This window comes from Campylobacter felis, assembly GCF_030250085.1.
GTDB classification, from domain to species: domain Bacteria; phylum Campylobacterota; class Campylobacteria; order Campylobacterales; family Campylobacteraceae; genus Campylobacter_D; species Campylobacter_D upsaliensis.
In genome coordinates this window covers 1-20,342 of the sequence record NZ_JANURX010000020.1, presented here as the reverse complement: position 1 = coordinate 20,342, position 20,342 = coordinate 1, and the positions used below count along the sequence as shown (strand labels likewise).

The window sequence follows — 20,342 nt, the reverse complement described above, 5'->3', positions numbered from 1 at the left end:
TAAAACTTTTATTTGTTTAGCTTTACTAATATATAGTAAAGTTGGCTCAATCGTCACTTATTTAGATTTCAAAGATTGACTATAAGATTTAAATAACAATGTTGGTGTTAAAGAACAAGACTTTTTTTAGGTTTTTACTATGGCTAAGAAGCTAAGGGTAAAAACAAAAAAGAAATGAAATTGTAGCGAGGAAAGCTTAAAGTGGGATTAAAAATAAAAATTTACTCTTTTTGATTTAAAAATTTTTCTAGTAGAGATTTTTTAATCTTTAAATTCGCCCTAAAAAATTCTAACCACTTTTCAAAAGCATTGATGATATGAAGCATAAATTCTTTTTCATCAATAATATTTTTTTTATAAACTTCAGCGATTAAGTCCCCTCTTTTAATCACGCAATGTGCTAATTTCCCATCTTGAAGGAATTTATTATTAACAAGTAAGGTATTGAAATTTCTTATATTTAAATCCACCTTTTGCAAAAATTCTAAAGGCAAATCTTTGTTGGAATTTAAAATAGTTGTAAGAGCATTTTGTAGGGTTAAAGCCTCCATATCTATGTCCTCACAAGCCTTTATGTTTTCTTTCACAAAAACGACAAATTTATCTAAAATTTTTTGACTTTTATTCAGCGTTAAAGATTTTGGAAGTTCAAGATGAGATTTTAACTCGGTAGCGAATTTTACGCAACATTCCTCAAAGCTTGTTTCTATGGCGTTATGTATCCTAGCGCCTGTTTGTGAGACATTATAAAAAGTCGTCAAGTGGGAGTGATTTGCTATAAAGCCTTCCAAATAAATACGATAAATATTCCACACCGGATGCGTTATAACCTTATGTCCACCGCCAAAACCCTCTACTTCAAAATAATCATTATACCAATTTGTCTCCACTCGCACGCCGAGGCTAAAGCCATCGGCGTGCGAATTTCCCTCTTTTGAAAGAGCAAAATCCTGCCCTAACATAATAATATTTTCAAAACCAAGTGTCACCGCAATGCAATACGCAAAATAAGAAACAAAAAGTCCCGGATTTACATAGCCAAAATCATCTAAGAAATTTAATTTTACATTAGGGTCTTCAGGGTCAAGTATGATACATAAATTCCTATTTTCTAGATGCTCCACGACTTCAAAAGCCGAAAGAGAAGAGCATAAAAATATCGTCTCATCTTTACCACTTGCATTAAAAAATTTCAGGGCATTATTGTGATAGTCATTATTTATCACATAATCAGGCGTAATGCCATTTTGACAAAGCACAGAATAAGCCCCATCAACACAAAAAATCACAAAATTTTCTTCATATTTTTTAAGCAAAGCTAAATTCCCACTCAGTGATGGTCCAGCAGATACCACAACAGCACTTTTAAAGCTTTTTTTCCTCTGTGAAAGAAGCCTTTGAAAAGGCACAGAATGAAGCATAGTTTTAGCATTGAGTAAAAAATTCTCATAAGTTTTAAAAATAGCTTCAGGTATCATTACGCCTTTAGAATTTAAAAGATTATTAAACACCTTGCGACAAAGCATATCAGCATCTAGCATCTGCTGATGAAAAAATTTCTCATAAAAATGATTTTGTATAAAAAGTCCATAAAGGGAATGAAGCTCTAAAATGAGAGGATTATTAAAGTAAAAAGAAAGCTCAAATTCGCCAAATTCATCTTCACTATCTAGCAAATGTATCCCGCCTAAATCTAGCTCCCCGCCTAAATCCACCCTACTTAAAGCTAAAATCAAAAGCTCCAAATTCCCCTCAAGCACGAAAATGTGCTGGTAATGTGCCTTACAAAGCCTTTTTAAAAGCAGAGCATTTCCTATACCATAGATGAAAATAAAAGGGTAGCGGCGTGTCTGCTGGAGTATGGCATTTTCCACAAAATCGAGCTCGGCATTCATATCCTCATACATAAAAACTTGATTTTGTTTATCAAAAATATTTAAATTCTCATCTATGCTAAAACGCCTAAACTCACCCCCCCCCCCCCCATTAATAAAGGCTAAAAGCTTAGTTTTAAGCTTATCATTTCTTAAAGCATTTAAATTTTTACTTAAAATTTCGTTCATTTTCATAATCTTTAATAATCTTATCAAAAGTCCAAATTTTCCTTGCTTCATTGGCACTTTGTGGTTGAGCGATAAGCATTTCTTCTTCCTCACCTAGCCTATCTTTCATCTCTCCAAACGCATCGATGAAAAAACTATCGCCGTAAAATTTCCACTCTTCATTATGCTTGGAGCTTCCTATGCGATTGACTCTTAAAATGCTAACTTGATTTAAAAACGCTCTTGTTTTTAAAAGCTCCTCCCATCTTTTTTGACTCCCAAAAGTGCAAGCGCTAGGCACGATAACCAAATCAATCTTTTTTACCCGAATTTCTTGCCAAAATATATCAAAATGCGTTTCAAAGCCAAAAAGTAAGGCGCATTTTAACCTCTCGTAAGTGAAGCTAAAAAGCTTGATTTTATCGGTTTTATTGATAAAAAATTTCGCCTCATTCCAATGGGCGTAAGGCATTAAAATTTGCTGTTCGTAAGTTTTAACGATACTAGGAGAAACCTTAAGGCAAACTTTCCTAAAACCCTTTGTTTCGACACTTACAAAAGGAGCAATGATTTCAAGCTCGTGCTTTTTAGCTAAATTTTCGAGGCTCTTTTTTTTCGCTTCACTTTGCTCTTTAATCATCGATTTAGGCATAGTTAAAAGCTCTGTAAAAAAGCTATTTAGCACATATTCACCCAAAACAACCAAATTTGCTCCACTTTCCTTTGCAGCTTTGAGATAATAATCAAGCCTTGATTCGCTTAAAGAAAGCGTAGGAAACTGCAAAGCGGCAATTTTACTCATCGATTTTCTCCACTTCTAATTTTGCTTTTTCAAGCTCAAACCTTGCTTTTTCTATATTTTCAAGCCCTAATTTATAAATTTTCACACTTTCTTCAAGGCTTAATTCTTCTTCATTAAGTCTTGTTAAGGCTTCGTTAGCCTTTTTTAAATTTTCTTCAAAACTCACGAATTTACCTTATAATTTGGTGCTTCGTGCGTAATCGTTACATCATGCACATGGCTTTCCTTAAGTCCCGCACTTGTAATCTCTACAAATTCAGCCCTAGCTCTAAAATCTAAAATATCCTTAGCGCCAACATAACCCATAGAAGAACGAAGCCCACCTAAAAGCTGATGAATCACGCTTTTAATGCTTCCCACATAAGGCACACGCCCTTCAATCCCTTCAGGCACGAGTTTATCCTGTGCTGTTCCTTGCTGAAAATATCTATCCGAGCTTCCTTTTTGCATAGCACCCAAAGAACCCATACCGCGGTAGGCTTTATATTGTCTTCCTTGATAGGTAAAAAGCTCCCCCGGGCTTTCATCAGTTCCTGCAAGAAGTGAGCCTATCATCACAGAACTAGCCCCTGCGGCAAGAGCTTTTGCTATATCACCAGAATACTTAATCCCCCCATCAGCTATCACAGGAACGCCAAATTTATCCGCCTCCAAAGCACATTCATCAATCGCCGAAATTTGCGGCACTCCCACCCCTGAAACAATGCGTGTAGTGCAAATACTCCCAGGTCCTATCCCTACCTTTACGGCGTCGGCTCCAGCCTCACACAACGCTTTTGTAGCTCCCGCTGTGGCGACATTTCCCGCGATAATTTCAAGTTTAGGATATTTTGCTTTAATGGCTTTTACGCTTTCTATAATGCCTTTTGAGTGTCCGTGTGCCGAGTCAAGCACGACAACATCAACATCTGCTTCAACCAAAGCATCCACCCTATCCATTTGATTCACCCCTATGGCTGCGCCCACTCTTAAGCGTCCAAAGCTATCTTTATTTGCGTCAGGGTATTCTTTACGCTTTTTTAAATCTTTTATAGTGATAAGTCCTACAAGATGATTATTATCATCGACTATAGGAAGTTTTTCGACTTTATTAGTACTAAAAATTTTCTCCGCATCATCTAAAGTGCAGCCCTTTGGAGCGGTAATGAGAGGGGCTTTTGTCATTACATTTTCGACTTTATTGCTAAAATTATTCTCAAATCTTAAATCGCGATTTGTTAAAATCCCCAGCAATTTCCTCTCTTCATCTACCACAGGAACACCAGAAATTCTATATTCTGCCATTAATTCTAAAGCCTCATAAATACTTGCATTTGGTGCAATAAATATAGGGTCAATAATGACACCACTTTCACTTTTTTTCACTCTTTTAACTTCTCTCACTTGAGCTTTTATGTCCATATTTTTATGGATAATCCCAAGCCCCCCAAGTCTAGCCATCATAATGGCGGCTCTATGCTCTGTAACGGTATCCATAGCTGCCGAAATTAAAGGCATATTTAAGCCAATATTTCTCGTTAGCTTAGTGTGAATTTGCACTTCCTTAGGTAAAATTTCAGAATAACAAGGTCTTAATAAAACATCCTCAAAAGTCAAAGCGCGTCCCACTATCTTCATACTTTACTCCTTTATGATTTTTTCTAAACTCAAAGCTCCATTTAATAAAGTTTGCTCATCATATGCTCTACAAATAAGCTGTGCGGAAATATTTAACCCATCTTTATCTTTACCCACAGGCACACTAATACCCCCAAGCCCTGCCAAATTCACAGATATGGTATAAATATCCTCTAAATAGCTTTGCATAGGGCTTTTTTGCATATCAAATACAAAAGCTGTTGTTGGAGTTACCGGCATAAAAATCAAATGACAATCTTGCAAAATTTCTTCATATTTGGCTTTAATAAAATCCCTAGCCTTTTGCGCTTTAATATAATAAGCATCATAATATCCACTACTTAAAACAAAAGTCCCAAGTAAAATTCTACGCTTGACTTCCTCACCAAAGCCCTCGCTTCTACTATTGACATACAAATCTTTCAAATTTTCACAATGCTCACTGCGTCTTCCATAACGCACCCCATCATAGCGGCTCAAATTCGCACTTGCCTCTGCTGTAGCGATGATATAATACGCCGCAATGTCAAATTCATAATCTTGCAAGGTTTTATAAACTATCTCGTGTCCGTGTGCTTTTAAAGCCTCTACGCTTTTTAAAAGGGCATTTTTTACTTCTTCACTCGCAGCATTGACATAATTTTCTATCACAGCGATTTTGAGCTTGGTATTTGCGTTTAAATTTGCGCTTGTAGGTTCAAATTTCACATTTGCACTTGTGCTATCTTTTTCATCATATCCCGCAATCGCATCATAAAGTAAAGCTGCGTCCTCGACATTTTGCGTTAAAACGCCTATTTGGTCTAAACTTGAAGAGTAAGAAGCAAGTCCATAACGACTCACTCTGCCATAACTTGGCTTAAAGCCCACACATCCACAAAAAGCCGCAGGCTGTCTTACCGAGCCACCCGTATCACTTCCCAAACTTGCCAAAGCCAAATTTGCCGCAACTGCCGCAGCCGAGCCACCGCTTGAGCCACCCGGAACGCGTGAAAAATCAAGAGGGTTTAAGGTCTTCCCATAAAAAGAAGTTGCGGTAGAGCTTCCCATAGCAAATTCGTCCATATTTACGCGTCCAAAAGGACTAAAGCCATTCTTTTTTAAATTCACAATCGCGCTCGCATCATAAGGAGCAACATATCCTTGCAAAATCTTACTTCCGCAAGTTAGCTCCCAGTCTTTAACGCTGATATTATCTTTAATAGCCACAGGTATGCCCTGCCCTGAGCTATTTAAATCGCAATCTAAAAATTGCTCCACATAAGCACCGATTTGCTTTTGCTTTTTTGCTCTATCGTTTAACTCTTTTTTTAAAGCCTCAAGCTCATTTTTAGAGTATTTTAACGCTTCTTTTAAAGTGATCATTTTTATCCTTTTTTCTTAATCAAAACCACAGCCAAAGCACTCAATAAAAGCACGGCGACTATGGTGCTAATTAACAATTCATTTGGCACAGGATTTTCAAACATTTAAAACTCCAGCACAACGAGGGCAAATGTCCTCAACCGCTTCAAATTTCCAACATCTTTCGCATTTGTTAAGCCTTGCTTTTACAATAGCAAAACTTTCATTTTCCACTTTGAATTCACAAAGTTTTTCACTATGGTCTAAATTTTCAAGCCCACTTACCATAAACCAGTCTTTCATCTCGTTATTTGGTAGGGAATTGATCTGGTTTGAATTTGTTTGTAAAATTAATTCAAGGGTCGATTTTATCAACTTATCTTTTTTAAGCTTGTCGATATTTTCAAAAAAGCCTTCTCTAACTTTAAGCAAAAATTCATCTTCCACTTCAAATTCAAAATCAAATTTTTCATTAAAATTCAAATCAAAAACATCTAAAGCATCATTTTTAATGCAAACATTGGCGTGCTCTAACGCCTCATCAACACTATAAGTTAAAAAAGGCGCTAGAAGGTTTAAAAGCTTTTTGGCTATCAAAGCCATAGTAATTTGAGAACTTTTACGCTTAAGACTTGTTTTAGCCTCACAATAAAGCCTATCTTTGCTAATATCTAAATAAATTCCGCTTAAATCTGCGATTAAAAAATTAAGCAAAGCGTTAAAGCCCTTAGCAAATTCATAATTTAAAAACGCCTCTTCGCTCGTTTTAAAAACACGACTAGCCCTTGTTAAAATCCACTTATCAATAAAGGAGAAATCAGCATCTTGCATATTATCCAAATCATTAGTGTTAGCAAGTAAAAATCTTATAGTATTGCGAATTTTTCGGTATTGTTCACTGACTTGCTTAAGAATATTTTCAGAGATTTTTAAATCTGTAGAATAATCGCTTAAAAATACCCATAATCTTAAAATCTCCACCCCATAAGTTTTAGCGACATAATCAGGTGCTATGGTATTACCTTTGGACTTACTCATTTTCTGCCCTTTTTCATCTATGGTAAATCCGTGCGTAAGAACATTTTTATAAGAAGCACACCCTCTTAAAGCCACACTTAAAAGCAAAGAGCTTTGAAACCACCCTCTATGCTGGTCGCTCCCCTCTAAATACATATTTGCCACTTTTTCGCCTGCGTCAAATTGAGTGCCGTCCAATACAGCCTTCCAAGTGCTACCGCTATCAAACCATACATCTAAAATATCATAAACTTTTTCTAAATTTTGAGGCTTGTATTTAGAATTAGGAGGTAAAAGCTCACTAATGTCAAGCTCCCACCAAACATCAGCACCCCTTTTTTCAAAAATCTTTGCAATAAATTCCAAAATTTCATCATCAAAAATCACTTCCTCGCTCATCTTATCCCTAAAAAAAGCTATCGGCGTTCCCCAGTCTCTTTGTCTTGAAATGCACCAATCGGGGCGATTTTCCACCATAGAACCTATTCTTTTTACGCCATTTTCAGGGTAAAACCGCGTTTTTAAAAGCTCTTCTTTTGCTTTAGTTCTTAAGCTTTTGCCCTCAAGCCTTAATTCGTCCATAGCGATGAACCATTGTTTGGTCGCACGGTAAATCACAGGCTTATGCGTCCTCCAGCAAAAAGGATAAGAGTGCGTAAATTTTGAAGCGTGGATAAGATTATCTCCCAAAAGATCTAAAATTCTTTCATTTGCTTTAAAGATATGAAGCCCTATAAATTCACTCAAAAGCTCTTCTGGTAAAAGTTTCTTAGTCCTTAAAGTCTCATCATACAAACCCGCCTCATCAACAGGCATCAACACTTCAATATTATATTTTAAACACACATAATAATCATCTTCGCCGTGTCCTGGTGCCGTATGCACAAGCCCTGTACCTCCATCCATTAAGACATGCTCACCTAAGATAAATAAGGAATTTCTACGATTAAGAGGGTTAATCGCTGTGCTTTTTTCTAAAATTCTAGCCTCAAATTCTTTATCAATTTCGCCCTTAGTGAAATGAAGCTCCGTCATATTTTTAAGCAAGGCTTTTGCAAAAATAAGCCCTTCTTTTGTCAAAACATAAAGCTCATTAGGATTTAAGGCTATGGCTTGATTTGCCACTAAAGTCCAAGGTGTCGTTGTCCAAATAACCGCCCTAGCCTTTTGCACCCCCAGTCTTTTTAAAGCCTCCTCGCCCAAATCAAAAGCCACAAAGGTAGAATAATCTTCCTTATCTTGATATTCTACTTCCGCTTCCGCTAAAGCTGACCTTGCCGCCCAGCTCCAAAATACAGGCTTGGAGCGTTCCACCAAAAGTCCCTTTTTAGCCACCCCACAAAGAGTGCGGTAAATTTCCGCTTCAAAAGCATAATCCATAGTTAAATAGGGCTTTTCCCAGTCCGCTATCACACCAAGACTTTTAAATTCCTCTTTTTGAATATCCACAAATTCTTTTGCGTGCTCTCTACAAAAATGACGAATTTCTTTTTTACTTAAATTTTTCTTTTTTTCACCAAGCTTGATTTCAACTTGCTGTTCTATCGGTAAGCCGTGGCAGTCCCATCCTGGCGTAAAACGCACCCTTTCGCCCTTAAAATAATGAAGTTTGATAATTGTTTCTTTTAAAATTTTATTTAAAGCGTGTCCTATGTGAATATGTCCGTTTGCATAAGGGGGACCATCGTGTAAGGTAAAGCTTTTAGCTGCATTTTGACGCTTTGAACGCATTTTTTCATAAGCATAATTTTGATGAAACCATTTTTTAAAACGCTCTTTTTCAAATTCTGCCAAATTTGCCCTCATCGCAAAGCTTGTATTAGGCAAAAGTAAAGTTTCTTTATAATCCATAATCGCACCTAAGTTTTTTTTAAATTTCAAATTTTACTGCATTTAAGTTTAAATTTGGTTATAATTCTAAGAAAAAGGGAATTTTTATGAAACATTTGCTTTTTATTTTAGGAGATGAGCTTATCCTACATCCTACTTATAAAGATTATATTTTTAGAACTTATGAAGAAAAATTTAAAGAAATTAATGAAATTCGTATCCAAGCAAAAAGCGATAAAGAATTGCCTTTTTTACTAGAAAAATTAATGCAAGATTATGACTTTATAACCATTTTTGCTAGCACACAAAATTATGCCATAGTAGCGAAAATTTTAGCCACATTAAGTGATGATAATCTTATCTTAAAAGAACAAAATCTTGTGCCAGATAAAGCTCTTTATACTCACAATAGCTTTGCTTGCGAATTTGAAACCTCCAAAGTCAATCTTTTAAAAATTGACACTCAGGAAACTATGCCAAAACTTTTAGGAGAAATTGACCTAGGCTATGAATATTTTTGCCTTTTTGGAATCGATGAAGAAAGCGCTTTACTTTTACTAGAAACTTTAACAAAAAGCTATAAAATCAACCTCAAATCAAGCAAAATTTTAGATAATTTAACCCTACTAAAAATTAGCGATTCTCACAGTGGCACACTTGATGGCTTTTTGCAAAGTGTTTCAAATTTATTTGCTCAAAAATTCTTCTTAGGTAAAGATCCTTTGCGTTTTATCGTTTCTAAATTAATGCAAAGAGGGCTTAAAATTTCTTTTGCAGAAAGCTGCACAGGGGGACTTTGTGCGAGTGAGCTTAGTAAAATTTCAGGCATAAGTGCGATTTTTGAAGGTTCTATTGTGAGCTATTCAAATCGCTTAAAACACGAATGGTTAGGCATTAGTGAGAGCATTTTAGAAAATGGTGGAGAGTATAGTGAGCGTTGCATTTATTTTATGCTTAAGGGGATTTTTAAAACAGCAAAGCCCGATTTTGCCCTAGCTTTAAGCGGAGTGGCTGAGGGTGAAGATAAGGACATAAAAGCGGGTAATATTTATATAGGAGCGATGTTTAAAGACGGCACTTATATCCAAGAACTTTTGCAACTAAAAGGAGATAGAATTTTCATACAAAAACAAGCCGTTTTAGCCGCCTTTTGCCTTATGATGAAGCTTAAGCCCGAAATTTTCGTTTAATTTTAATCAAATTTAACGATGATTTATTAAATTTCTATAATATTTTTTGCAAAATTTCTCATTTTCAACAAGGTCAAAAATGAATTTACCGAATCTTTTAGCTATTTTAAGAATGATTTTAGCACCGCTTTTATTTTTTGTCCTTACCTTTCCCTTTGAAAATGTGCATCAAAGCTGGATTAATTATTTTGCCACCTTACTTTTTTCTTTAGCGGCTTTGAGTGATTTTTTTGACGGATTTATAGCAAGAAAATGGGGACAAACAACAAAATTGGGTGCTATTTTAGACCCTTTAGCAGATAAAATGCTCATCTTAGCCGCTTTTTTAGGGCTTTTGCTTTTAGATAGGGCAAATGAATGGGTAATTTACCTTATCTTAGTGCGTGAATTTTTTATTACAGGTTTTAGAGTCGTTATGGTAAGTGAAAATTTAGATGTTAGCGCCTCATTTGCTGGTAAGCTTAAAACTGGCTTTCAAATGACTGCCATTATTTTTTTAATGCTTGATTGGATTTTTGGTGATATTTTACTCTACATTGCTCTTGCACTTACGCTTTACTCGGGCTTTGAATATGTTTATCACTATATCAAACATAGGAAAAAGCGATGAAAAGTCTTCTTTTTCTTTTAATTATCTTAATTTTAGGCTTGAAATTTTACTCCGTGCAGTTTTTAGCGACCATTTTTGTCATTTCTTTTTTGATATTTTTCCACGAATTAGGGCATTTCTTAGCTGCAAAATCTTTAGGCGTAAGAGTGGAAATTTTTAGCATAGGTTTTGGTAAAGCTCTTTTTGAAAAAGAATTTAAAAATACAAAATACCGCTTAAGCGCCCTGCCACTTGGAGGCTATGTCAAGCTTAAGGGGCAAGATGATTTAAATCCTGCTTTAAGAAATTATGACAAAGATAGCTATGGCTCCTTGCACGCGTGGCAAAAAATTTATATCCTTTTTGCAGGACCATTTTTCAACCTCTTCTTAGCCTTTTTGCTTTACATCGCCATAGCAAATTTGGGCTTAGAAAAAGCCTCCGCTAAAATAGGCTTCATCGCTCCAAATTCAGCCGCACAAGAGATAGGACTTTTAGAAGGAGACACCATTAAAAGTATCAATGGTGTCAAAATTCAAAGCTTTGATGAAATCCCTGCCCTACTCACTCCAAACGCCTTAATAATCGAAATTCAAAGAGAAGAAAAAAGCTTAAATTTTCTTATCACACCAAAAACTGGACAAGGCTATAATGAATTTGGACAAATCGTGCCAAAACTACAACTTGGAATAGCTCCAAGTAATGAAAAAATAAGCGTTAGCTACACAGGCTTACAAAGTTTAAGTTATGCCTTAGATGAAAGCATAAAAGCTTCTACTCTTATTATAAAAGGGCTTTTTAAACTCATTGCCGGTGATATAGAGGCAAAAAATTTGGGCGGGATTATCACTATGGTTGATATCACTTCAAAAGCTGCTGAAATAAGCCTTTCGTGGCTTTTATTTATCACAGCTTTAATTTCTATCAACCTTGGAATTTTAAATCTTTTACCTATACCTATGCTTGATGGCGGACATATTTTGTTTAATCTTTATAGTTTAATTTTTAAAAAAGAAGTCCCACAAAAAGCCTTTGAATATCTAAGTTATAGTGGTATGGCTTTGCTTTTAAGCTTGATGCTTTTTGCGACCTTTAACGACATTATAAGATTAATGCAAAATTAATTTTTAAAGATTTAATATAGCTTAAGTATATTTAGCTATAATTCGCTCTTGCAATCCTTGCCCGTGAAAATGGGCTTAATATCCACAAGGAGAAAAAATGAAACATTATGAGGTTTTATTTATTTTAAAGCCTACGCTGACCGAAGAAGAAGTTAGCGCGAAGTTGGAATTCGTCAAAGAAATTCTTAGTAAAAATGGTGCAGAAATTCAAACTGTCGTGCCTATGGGAACAAGAAAGCTCGCGTATAAAATCAAAAAATACGAAAGAGGAACTTATTTCGTTATTTATTTCAAAGCTCCTACAAACTTAATTGCTGAACTTGAAAGGGTGCTTAGAATTACCGAAGAAGTTATAAGGTTTTTGATTGTTAAATATGAAAATAAGAAAGAAATTTCCGCTTGGGAAAAACTTTCTCAAGGTATCAAGCAGTCAAAAAAAGAGATTAAACCTATAGAAGCCCCTGAAATTCAATAGGTAAAAAGATGTTTAATAAAGTTGTTTTGATTGGAAATCTTACTAGAGATATAGAAATGCGTTATGGGCAAAGTGGAACAGCCATCGGCTCTTCTGCTATCGCCGTTACAAGAAAATTTAGCGTCAATGGTGAAAAACGCGAAGAAACTTGTTTTGTTGATATTACCTTTTTTGGCAGACAAGCAGAGGTAGCAAATCAATATCTTTCAAAAGGAAGTAAGCTTTTAATTGAAGGGCGTTTAAAATTTGATCAATGGACCGATCAAAATGGTCAAAATCGCTCTAAACATAGCGTTCAGGTTGAAAATATGGAAATGCTAGGTAATAATCAAAATAATGCAAATCATTTCACCCCTAACAATTATGCAGAAACGCAAAGCTACGATCCTTATACCAGTGAAAATAGCAAAAAGCCTATGCAAAAAACCTCCAATCAAAATCAAGAAAAAATTAGAGAAATCGATGTCGATGCTTATGATAGTGATGACAGCGATTTACCATTTTAAAAAGGAAAAATTATGGCAGAAAAAAGAAAATACTCACGCAAATATTGCAAATATACAGAGGCTAAGGTTGAATTTATCGACTACAAAGACACAGCAATGCTAAAGCACGCTTTATCCGAACGCTTTAAAATTATGCCACGCCGTTTAACAGGCACAAGCAAGAAATATCAAGAAATGGTAGAATTAGCCATAAAACGCGCAAGACATGTAGCCCTTATCCCTTACATAGTCGATAGAAAAAATGTCATCAATAATCATTTTGAAGGATTATAAAAACCACTCTAAGGCATCCAAAAGTTTTCTTTTGCGACTAGCCTTAGTTTTTCGTTAATCAAAATTTCCTCATTAACTCCTTCATTTAGCTTTGAAAATACGCTGATATTGACGATAATCACGCCGTCTTTAGATAAATTTACATCTGGATTAACATTTATCAAACGACCCTTTTGGCACTCAGCAAAGGCATAAAAATATTCAAGTTTGATTTTATCTTTAACGCTAGGATAAGAAAAACTGATAGAATTCAAGCATTCAAATCCCTCTTTTTTAGCTTGAAAAAGAGCATATTTAGCAAGTTCTTTGGCATTTGACCTTAGAATTTGAGCTTGAGTATAAGCATAATTATCTTTTAAAAATCTTGGCATATAACTTGAAATATTTAATCCCACACTCATTAAAAATCCCACAAAAAGCGTTAAAAATACGACACCAAGCAATACATAAGCTTTTTTCATAAAGAAACCATTTTTTCTAAACAATGTGAAAAATATGTTTTTTGCACACAGATTTTAATCCATAAAACTCCATTTTGCTCTCTCAAGCTAAAATCTCGAACAAAATCAAGCAATAAAGCCTTCTGCTTCAAATTTTCATTAAATATTTTAGGTTTAAGCGTGAATTTTAAAGCATTATCTTCAAATTTAAATTCAATTTTGGCTTTCAAAGGATAAAAAATTCCTTCACTTTGTAAATTTTCAGGATTTAAAAGCTCAACTTTTCCATCTTTTAAAGCATAAAAACTTCCCCCTCTATCTTTAAAAAGATCTATTTTATTTTGTAAAAGATAAGAAAAATCACTCTTTGGAGAATAAAATCCCATATTATTTTTTAAAACTAGCATTGAATTGACTAATTTTAGCTTACCATTTTCAAGCACAAAAATACTTTCATCATCTTTCAAAAAACAGGAGAAATTTTTACTTGCAAATTCCAAATTTACACATTTTAAAAGGATATTTTCTAAATTGAGTAGAGTTTGATTTAATTTTAAAATCACTTCATTTTGTTCCAAAGATTTTAAGTGCAATAAGTAAAATTCCCTCAAAGGCTTTGCTATAAGCATAAAAATAATAGAAAAAATCACTAAAGCAATTGTTAATTCAAGCAAACTAAAAGCTTTTTTCATTGTAAAAATACTGCGTATAAGTTTTATCAAAAGGCTCTATTTTTTTTAATTCAAAAATTTCATCTTTTGCAATTGTCTCTTTTAGTCGTAAGGGTTTTAACGCATCATTAACAACAAAAATTTCTTTACCACCTGAACGCATCAAAAGCCCAGCTTCAAGGGTATAGAGCCTTTCAAAAAACTTTAAGGTTGCATTATTTTTATTCATTTGTGTATAAAAAAGCGAAATGGAGCTAAAAATAAAAGCCAAGATAATTATAGAAATTACAAGCTCGACAAAAGAAAATGCTCTTTTCATTTGGAGCTGATATAAACAGCTTCCATAAATGCCGCTCTAATAGCCCTTTCTTCCAACACCTTCACGCCTTTTATGCTCACACCAGCAGGTGAGCAAACACTTTCTTTGATGAGAGTTGGGTGCTCGTGAGCTAAAAGTGTAGAAAAGCTTTCAAAAAGCCCTTGCGTAAGCTTTAAACTTAACTCCTTATCTAAACCTCTATACACACCACCATTTGCAAGAGCTTCAGCCACCAAAGAAAGAAAAGCGGGCGCACAGCCACTTAAAGCCATAGCACTTGGCATTTGTTTTTCGCTACTCAATTCATAAGCATTACCAAAACTTGTTAAAATTTGGACTATTTCTTCTTTAAAAAGCTCGTTTTTTAATATAAAAGGTGTGGTAGAGGCTTTATATTTAGCAGCGATATTTGGCATAATCCTCGCAATATTTTGAGCTTTAATACACTCTAAATCTTTCAAACCAGTATTTGCCAAAACGGAAATTAAAATCCTCGCTTCCCCCTTTAAAATTTGAGACATTTCATTTAAAGCGTAAGGTTTAAAAGCCAAGATAACATTTTTATTTTCCAAGTCAAATTCGTTATAAAGTAAAGTTTTAAAGCCTTCTTTTTTTAAATATTCAAGTTTTTGAGCTTCACGCCCCACTATATAAATTTCATAAAAATCTCTTAAACCATAAGCTAAGGCACTCGCCATAGCACCATTTGCAAGGATATAAATGCTGGACATTATTTTTTAATGTAATTAGAAATTTTTTCTGCCTGAAAGAAATCAGGATAATTCACCGTATCTAAAATGACTTGCGCCATAGTATTGTTGTCCAAATTAATTACCACGGGAGCAAGAAAATTTACGGTAGATTCTTCAATAGTCTTTGCTAAAGCGACTATGTTAAAAACCTGCTGTTTAGATTCTGGTGTGAGCGAAAGCAATTCTTGGTAATAAGTCGGTATGTCAAATTCATAATCTGGGCGTATAAGGTAGGGATTGATGAGAACAAAAGAAAAATCCTTACCATCAAGGCTTTTAAGCCTGACAAATATCTCATCTATGGTTGTAAATTCCATATTCTTAGTTTCTTCAAAACCCAAGATAGGGCATTTAACAGCTAGAGTCATTTTATCTCCTCAAGTTTTATAATTTTAATTTTAACATAAATAAGCAATAATAATTCCAATTTTTTATTTTTTTACAAAATTAAGGCTTATTAATCAAATTTGATTAAAATTACGCTTTTATTTTAAGTAAGGTTTGTTGATGAAAAAGAATTTATTAATTTTATCTTTGATTATCACTTTTTTTACGGCTTGCAGCACAAAAAATAAAGATGAGCTTTATAATCTTAGCCCATCGCAATGGTATGCGCAAATCATTAAAGATTTGCAAGATAAAGATTTAGAAAAAGCAGACACACATTATAGCGGTATGGCAAGTGAGCATATCGCAGACCCTTTACTAGAGCCTACACTCATCATACTAGCTCAAGCGCATATGGACGAAGAAGAATACCAATTAGCCGAATTTTATTTAGATGAATATAATAAAAAATTTGGAAATTCCAAAAATGTCGATTATACACGCTATCTTAAAATAAAAGCCAAATTTGAAGCCTTTGCCGTGCCAAATCGTAATCAAGCCCTAATGCTTCAAAGTCAGCAAGAAATTGATAATTTTTTAAAAGAATATCCAAACACACAATACAAGCCTTTAGTGCAAACTATGCTTACAAAATTTAATATCGCAGTGTTTTATTTAAACAGCACCATAGCAGATTTGTATAATAGAACAAATAGGCAGCAAAGCTATGAAATTTACCAAGAAAAATTGCAACAATCAGAATTTTTTAAAAGAAGCATTATAACGCCTGAGCTTCCTTGGTATAGAGCAATATTTGAAAAATTTTAAGAGTTGAAATTTAGGAGAAATGATGGAATTAGAAGACATAGTGGCTATTAAACAAATTTTTCCCATTTTAATCGAAGATGAGTTATTTTTATATCCTTTTATGATAACACCCATTTTCATTAACGATTCTAAAAATTCTAGTGCCTTAGACAAAGCTCTTAGAGATGATAATATGATTTTCGTTGCTCCCTCAAAATATGAAAATGGTCGAAGTTTTGATGAAATTTATGATTGTGGTGTTATAGGTAGCATAATGAGAAAAGTGCCTTTACCAGATGGACGCATTAAAATTCTTTTTCAAGGGCATTCTAAAGCGAGAATTATAAAAAGAATTTCCAACAAACCACTAGAGGCTCAAATCGAACCCATAATCGAAGAAGAACTAGAACCCAAAAAAAAGAAAGCCCTTTTAGATGTTGTCAAAGAAAAGGTCAAAATTCTTTCTAGCATTAGCCATTATTTCTCTCCAGATTTATTAAGAACTATTGAAGAGGGCTTAGATGCTTCAAGGATTTGCGATTTAATCTTAAATACTATAAAAATGAAAAAGCAAGACGCTTATGAATTTTTTATCCTTTCGAATTTAGAAATCAAACTTATCAAACTTATTGATTTATTAGTAGAAGAGATTGAAACCAATCGCTTGCAAAAAGATATTAAAAATAAAGCACATTTAAGAATTGACAAGGCAAATAAGGAATATTTTCTTAAAGAGCAATTAAGACAAATTCAAAGAGAGCTAGGCTCAGATACACAAAAAGAAGATGAAGTTCAAGAATACTACAAAAAACTAGAGCTTAAAAAGCCCTTTATGCACGAAGATGCCTATAAAGAAATCAAAAAACAAATTGAAAAATTTGAAAGAATTCATCAAGACAATTCAGAAGCCTCTATGATACAAACCTACATAGAAACAGCTCTTGATGTGCCTTTTGAAAAAATTTCTAAGAAAAAACTTAGCATTAAAGAGGTTATCAAACAACTAGAACGCGACCATTACGCCTTAGAAAAACCTAAAAGACGCATTGAAGAATATTTTGCTGTGCGTGAGCTTTTAGAAAAAAGAAGGATAAATGATAGAGACGGAGCAAAAGTTATATTATGCTTTTACGGACCTCCTGGCGTGGGTAAAACCTCTCTTGCAAATTCTGTCGCAAAGGCTTTAAAAAGAGAGCTTATACGCATAGCTTTAGGAGGACTTGAAGATGTTAATGAGCTTCGCGGACACCGCCGCACTTATATAGGAGCGATGCCCGGACGCATTACGCAGGGCTTAATAGAAGCCGGACAAATAAATCCTGTCATCGTGCTTGATGAGATAGACAAGCTTAACCGCAGCTTTAGAGGCGATCCATCTGCTGTTTTACTAGAAATTTTAGACCCTGAGCAAAATTCTAAATTTAGGGATTATTATCTTAATTTTAATTTGGACTTAAGCAAAGCTATTTTTATCGCCACGGCAAATGATATTAGCAATATTCCCTCACCATTAAGAGATAGAATGGAATTTATCGAACTTAGCTCTTATACTCCAAATGAAAAATTCCAAATTGCAAAAAATTATCTTATCCCAGATGAGCTTAAAAAACACGGCTTAAAAGCTAGTGAATTGAGTGTGAGTAAGGATGGGATTGAATTGCTCATTAGTGATTATACAAGAGAATCTGGTGTAAGAACTTTACGCCGTAAAATTGCCGAGCTTTGCCGTAAAACTGCTAAGCAAATTTTGCTTGAAGAAACTAAGAGGGTTAACATTACTGCCAAAAATTTACACCATTTCTTAGATAAAAAAGTCTATGAAATTCAAAAAAGAGAAAGAGAAGATAAAATAGGACAGGTTAATGGACTAGCTTGGACAGCTGTGGGTGGAGATGTGCTAAAAGTCGAGGCGATTAAAATTAAAGGGAAAGGCGAGTTAATGCTAACAGGCTCTTTGGGCGATGTGATGAAAGAGTCAGCTAAAATCGCTTTTAGCGTCATTAAAGTTCTAATCGATGAAGGAAAACTTAAAATTCCTAAAAAAGCCCTACTTGATACCAAAACAAATCCTTACGAGCAATATAATCTCCACATCCATGTCCCAGATGGAGCGACTCCAAAAGATGGACCTAGTGCGGGTATCACTATGGCTACGGCTATGGCATCTATTTTTAGCGAAAAAAGAGTGCGAAACGATATAGCGATGACGGGTGAGCTTGACTTAAATGGAAGAGTTTTGCCTATAGGTGGCTTAAAAGAAAAGCTTATAGCCGCCTATAAAGCTGAAGTGACAACAGCACTCATTCCCGAAAAAAACTACGAAAGAGATTTAAAAGATATCCCACAAGAAGTAAGGGACAATATGCAAATCATCGCCGTTAAGGAATTTGAAGAAGTGCTAAAATATTCTTTAATGTGATATTAAGGGCATAAAAGCCCTTATTAATACAAATCTTAATTAACTCAATTTTAAAGTCATTTTTTAATATAAAAATTAAATTCATTTTTAGCATAAGTAAAACCCGCTCTTTCGTAAAAATGAATAGCCCTTTGATTAACCCTATCTACAAAAAGCCTTAGCTGTGCTTTTGGATGGCGTTTGATGAGAGTATTTAACAAAGCAAAGGCGACATTTTTGTAAGCTAAATTCCTACGCACTGCGATGAAGTCGATATATAAGCCATTTAAAACGCTAGAATAAATCAATCCTCCGCAAATTCTACCCTTTTCTTTGTAAATGAGGCATTGATGTAATTTATCCTCCAGCTCTTTTAAAGAAAGTAAAAAAAGATAAGTCGTGTCAAAAAATTGCGAAAAAAATTCCTTCAATTCTGCCATATCCTCCCTTTTAGCCTCTTCGATGAAAAAATAATTTTGCGGAGCAAATGTGGGGCTTAAAAGCTGCATTTGCCTATGTTTTATAAGTTTTTCAAAATTATTGAGTTTAAGAAAATTTTCATTTTGCATAAGCCAAGTGGAATTTTGGCTCAAAATTTTTACAAAACTTTTTTGTAAGCTGAAATCTTTAAGCTCTCTAACAAAATAATATAAAAAATTATGTCTATCATAAAGAAAAAAATTCTCCCCTTTTTGCTCAATTCTTATATTTTGGGCTTTAAATCCATCCTCAAAAAAAGATAAACTTTCTAAACTATTACTAAGTTTAAAACCCTCATAATAAAATTTTTCAAACAGACGCATAAAGGGCTAACCTATCTACTTTACTATTGATATTTAAAGGGAGTTTTGTAAGTCTAATGCTTTGCTTTGGTAGCATATAAACTGGCAATCTATCCTTCAAAAAAGCCTTTAAATCAAGCTCCTCATCACTCTCATAAAAGGCGATGAGTTTATCATCTTTAAAGATACAAGCACTATTTTTAATCTTTGCGTGAGAATTTAACACAGCTTCTATCTCACCAAGCTCAATTCTGTGTCCTTTAAATTTGATTTGATTATCAAGTCTTCCATAACAAAGTAATTCCCCAAATTCATTATAAGCGACAATATCTCCTGTTTTATAAAGTAAATCTAAATAATTATTATGCAAAGGATTTTGTATAAAGGCTGCTTTTGTTTTTTCTGTGTCATTATAATAACCTAAAGAAAGGCTAGTTCCTCTTACGAAAAGCTCACCCTTTTTACCTGCTTCATTAATCAAATTTTTATTTTCATCAAAGACTAAAAGTTCTGTATTTTTACAAGCTTTTCCTATGGGTAAAAGCTCATCATCTTTAAATTCTCTATCTACCTTATAAAAACAACACACATCAGTGATTTCAGTTGGTCCATAAAGATTGGCAAAGAGGGTGTGGGGGAGGTGGGAACGCCAAATATTTAAAGTCTTAGCACTAAGCAAATCCCCTCCGCATAAAATTTTTCTCAAATGTTTTAAAGGATAAGGCTTTAAACTTTCTTTATTGGGGGCGAAATAATTATAAATCACGGGCTTCCAAAATATCATCGTAATTTTTTCTTTTTCCAAATAAGACAAAATTTCATCAGGAAAAGCAAAAGAGGCATTAGGGATAAGATGCATTGAACCCCCACTAACGATACTTCCAACAATATCAGGCAAGGACGCATCGACATAAAGCGGCGCTTGGTTAGCTATGATTTCATTTTCATCAAACTCAAACTCCTCACTCACCCAAAAAGCATAATCAATCACACTTTTATGACTTATGCTTACTCCCTTAGGTAGCCCTGTGCTACCA

At 34.3% G+C, this 20,342-nt stretch carries 21 protein-coding genes; 8 read left to right on the top strand and 13 right to left on the bottom strand.

The window, feature by feature from the left end:
• Positions 1–221: 221 nt before the first annotated feature.
• From NYG92_RS08600 to ileS, 6 genes are all read right to left on the bottom strand, one after another.
• Positions 222–2,063, bottom strand: coding sequence for a motility associated factor glycosyltransferase family protein (locus tag NYG92_RS08600; RefSeq protein WP_289234138.1), 1,842 nt, complete (start codon positions 2,061–2,063; stop codon positions 222–224).
• Positions 2,044–2,844: a carbon-nitrogen hydrolase family protein gene (locus tag NYG92_RS08595; RefSeq protein ID WP_139454863.1), complete on the bottom strand. Its 801-nt coding sequence runs from the start codon at positions 2,842–2,844 to the stop codon at positions 2,044–2,046. Before NYG92_RS08595 ends, NYG92_RS08600 begins: the two co-directional genes overlap by 20 nt.
• Positions 2,837–3,010, bottom strand: a complete 174-nt coding sequence (xseB, locus tag NYG92_RS08590) for an exodeoxyribonuclease VII small subunit (RefSeq protein ID WP_082199344.1) — start codon at positions 3,008–3,010, stop codon at positions 2,837–2,839. Before xseB ends, NYG92_RS08595 begins: the two co-directional genes overlap by 8 nt.
• Positions 3,007–4,461 carry an IMP dehydrogenase gene (gene guaB / locus NYG92_RS08585; RefSeq protein WP_139018483.1) on the bottom strand — a complete coding sequence of 485 codons (1,455 nt, stop codon included), beginning with the start codon at positions 4,459–4,461 and terminating at the stop codon, positions 3,007–3,009. The genes xseB and guaB overlap by 4 nt, the downstream gene beginning before the upstream one ends.
• A gap of 3 nt (positions 4,462–4,464) precedes the next feature.
• Positions 4,465–5,826: an Asp-tRNA(Asn)/Glu-tRNA(Gln) amidotransferase subunit GatA gene (gene gatA / locus NYG92_RS08580; protein WP_289234137.1), complete on the bottom strand. Its 1,362-nt coding sequence runs from the start codon at positions 5,824–5,826 to the stop codon at positions 4,465–4,467.
• Positions 5,827–5,922: 96 nt separating this feature from the next.
• Positions 5,923–8,673, bottom strand: coding sequence for an isoleucine--tRNA ligase (gene ileS / locus NYG92_RS08575; protein WP_289234136.1), 2,751 nt, complete (start codon positions 8,671–8,673; stop codon positions 5,923–5,925).
• Between the two features lie 86 nt (positions 8,674–8,759).
• On the opposite strand from ileS, the gene NYG92_RS08570 reads away from it, so the two are divergent.
• The 6 genes from NYG92_RS08570 (at position 8,760) to rpsR (ending at position 12,809) form a co-directional block, all read left to right on the top strand.
• On the top strand, positions 8,760–9,842 hold the full coding sequence (locus NYG92_RS08570; protein WP_289234135.1) for a CinA family protein: 1,083 nt from the start codon (positions 8,760–8,762) through the stop codon (positions 9,840–9,842).
• A 79-nt stretch (positions 9,843–9,921) separates the two neighbouring features.
• A complete protein-coding gene (gene pgsA, locus NYG92_RS08565; RefSeq protein ID WP_004276910.1) occupies positions 9,922–10,452 on the top strand; it encodes a CDP-diacylglycerol--glycerol-3-phosphate 3-phosphatidyltransferase in 531 nt (176 codons plus the stop codon).
• Positions 10,449–11,555, top strand: coding sequence for an RIP metalloprotease RseP (rseP, locus tag NYG92_RS08560; protein WP_270977886.1), 1,107 nt, complete (start codon positions 10,449–10,451; stop codon positions 11,553–11,555). Before pgsA ends, rseP begins: the two co-directional genes overlap by 4 nt.
• 97 nt (positions 11,556–11,652) lie before the next feature.
• Positions 11,653–12,030: a 30S ribosomal protein S6 gene (gene rpsF / locus NYG92_RS08555; RefSeq protein WP_004274958.1), complete on the top strand. Its 378-nt coding sequence runs from the start codon at positions 11,653–11,655 to the stop codon at positions 12,028–12,030.
• Positions 12,031–12,038: 8 nt separating this feature from the next.
• Positions 12,039–12,536, top strand: coding sequence for a single-stranded DNA-binding protein (locus NYG92_RS08550; RefSeq protein WP_004276907.1), 498 nt, complete (start codon positions 12,039–12,041; stop codon positions 12,534–12,536).
• Between the two features lie 12 nt (positions 12,537–12,548).
• Positions 12,549–12,809 (top strand): 30S ribosomal protein S18, encoded by a 261-nt coding sequence (gene rpsR, locus NYG92_RS08545; protein ID WP_289234134.1) that lies wholly within the window; start codon positions 12,549–12,551, stop codon positions 12,807–12,809.
• Between the two features lie 8 nt (positions 12,810–12,817).
• On the opposite strand, the gene NYG92_RS08540 is transcribed toward rpsR, so the two are convergent.
• Genes NYG92_RS08540 through fliW form a run of 5 tightly spaced genes read right to left on the bottom strand, consistent with a single transcriptional unit; the run spans position 12,818 to position 15,359 of the window.
• Positions 12,818–13,270: a hypothetical protein gene (locus tag NYG92_RS08540; protein ID WP_115635569.1), complete on the bottom strand. Its 453-nt coding sequence runs from the start codon at positions 13,268–13,270 to the stop codon at positions 12,818–12,820.
• Positions 13,267–13,923, bottom strand: a complete 657-nt coding sequence (locus NYG92_RS08535) for a hypothetical protein (RefSeq protein WP_289234133.1) — start codon at positions 13,921–13,923, stop codon at positions 13,267–13,269. Before NYG92_RS08535 ends, NYG92_RS08540 begins: the two co-directional genes overlap by 4 nt.
• 1 nt (position 13,924) lies before the next feature.
• Positions 13,925–14,239, bottom strand: a complete 315-nt coding sequence (locus NYG92_RS08530; protein WP_289234132.1) for a type II secretion system protein — start codon at positions 14,237–14,239, stop codon at positions 13,925–13,927.
• Positions 14,236–14,970: a pyrroline-5-carboxylate reductase gene (locus NYG92_RS08525; protein ID WP_270977891.1), complete on the bottom strand. Its 735-nt coding sequence runs from the start codon at positions 14,968–14,970 to the stop codon at positions 14,236–14,238. Before NYG92_RS08525 ends, NYG92_RS08530 begins: the two co-directional genes overlap by 4 nt.
• Positions 14,970–15,359 carry a flagellar assembly protein FliW gene (fliW, locus tag NYG92_RS08520; protein WP_004276902.1) on the bottom strand — a complete coding sequence of 130 codons (390 nt, stop codon included), beginning with the start codon at positions 15,357–15,359 and terminating at the stop codon, positions 14,970–14,972. The genes NYG92_RS08525 and fliW overlap by 1 nt, the downstream gene beginning before the upstream one ends.
• 139 nt (positions 15,360–15,498) lie before the next feature.
• On the opposite strand from fliW, the gene NYG92_RS08515 reads away from it, so the two are divergent.
• A complete protein-coding gene (locus NYG92_RS08515) occupies positions 15,499–16,146 on the top strand; it encodes an outer membrane protein assembly factor BamD (protein ID WP_270966727.1) in 648 nt (215 codons plus the stop codon).
• Between the two features lie 22 nt (positions 16,147–16,168).
• Positions 16,169–18,544 (top strand): endopeptidase La, encoded by a 2,376-nt coding sequence (gene lon, locus NYG92_RS08510; protein WP_289234139.1) that lies wholly within the window; start codon positions 16,169–16,171, stop codon positions 18,542–18,544.
• Positions 18,545–18,600: 56 nt separating this feature from the next.
• Here lon and NYG92_RS08505 read toward each other — a convergent pair whose 3' ends face one another.
• Both NYG92_RS08505 and NYG92_RS08500 read right to left on the bottom strand, forming a co-directional pair.
• A complete protein-coding gene (locus NYG92_RS08505; protein ID WP_289234131.1) occupies positions 18,601–19,326 on the bottom strand; it encodes a GNAT family N-acetyltransferase in 726 nt (241 codons plus the stop codon).
• On the bottom strand, positions 19,313–20,342 hold a 1,030-nt coding region (locus NYG92_RS08500; RefSeq protein WP_289234130.1), incomplete at its 5' end, for an AMP-binding protein. The genes NYG92_RS08500 and NYG92_RS08505, both read right to left, overlap by 14 nt.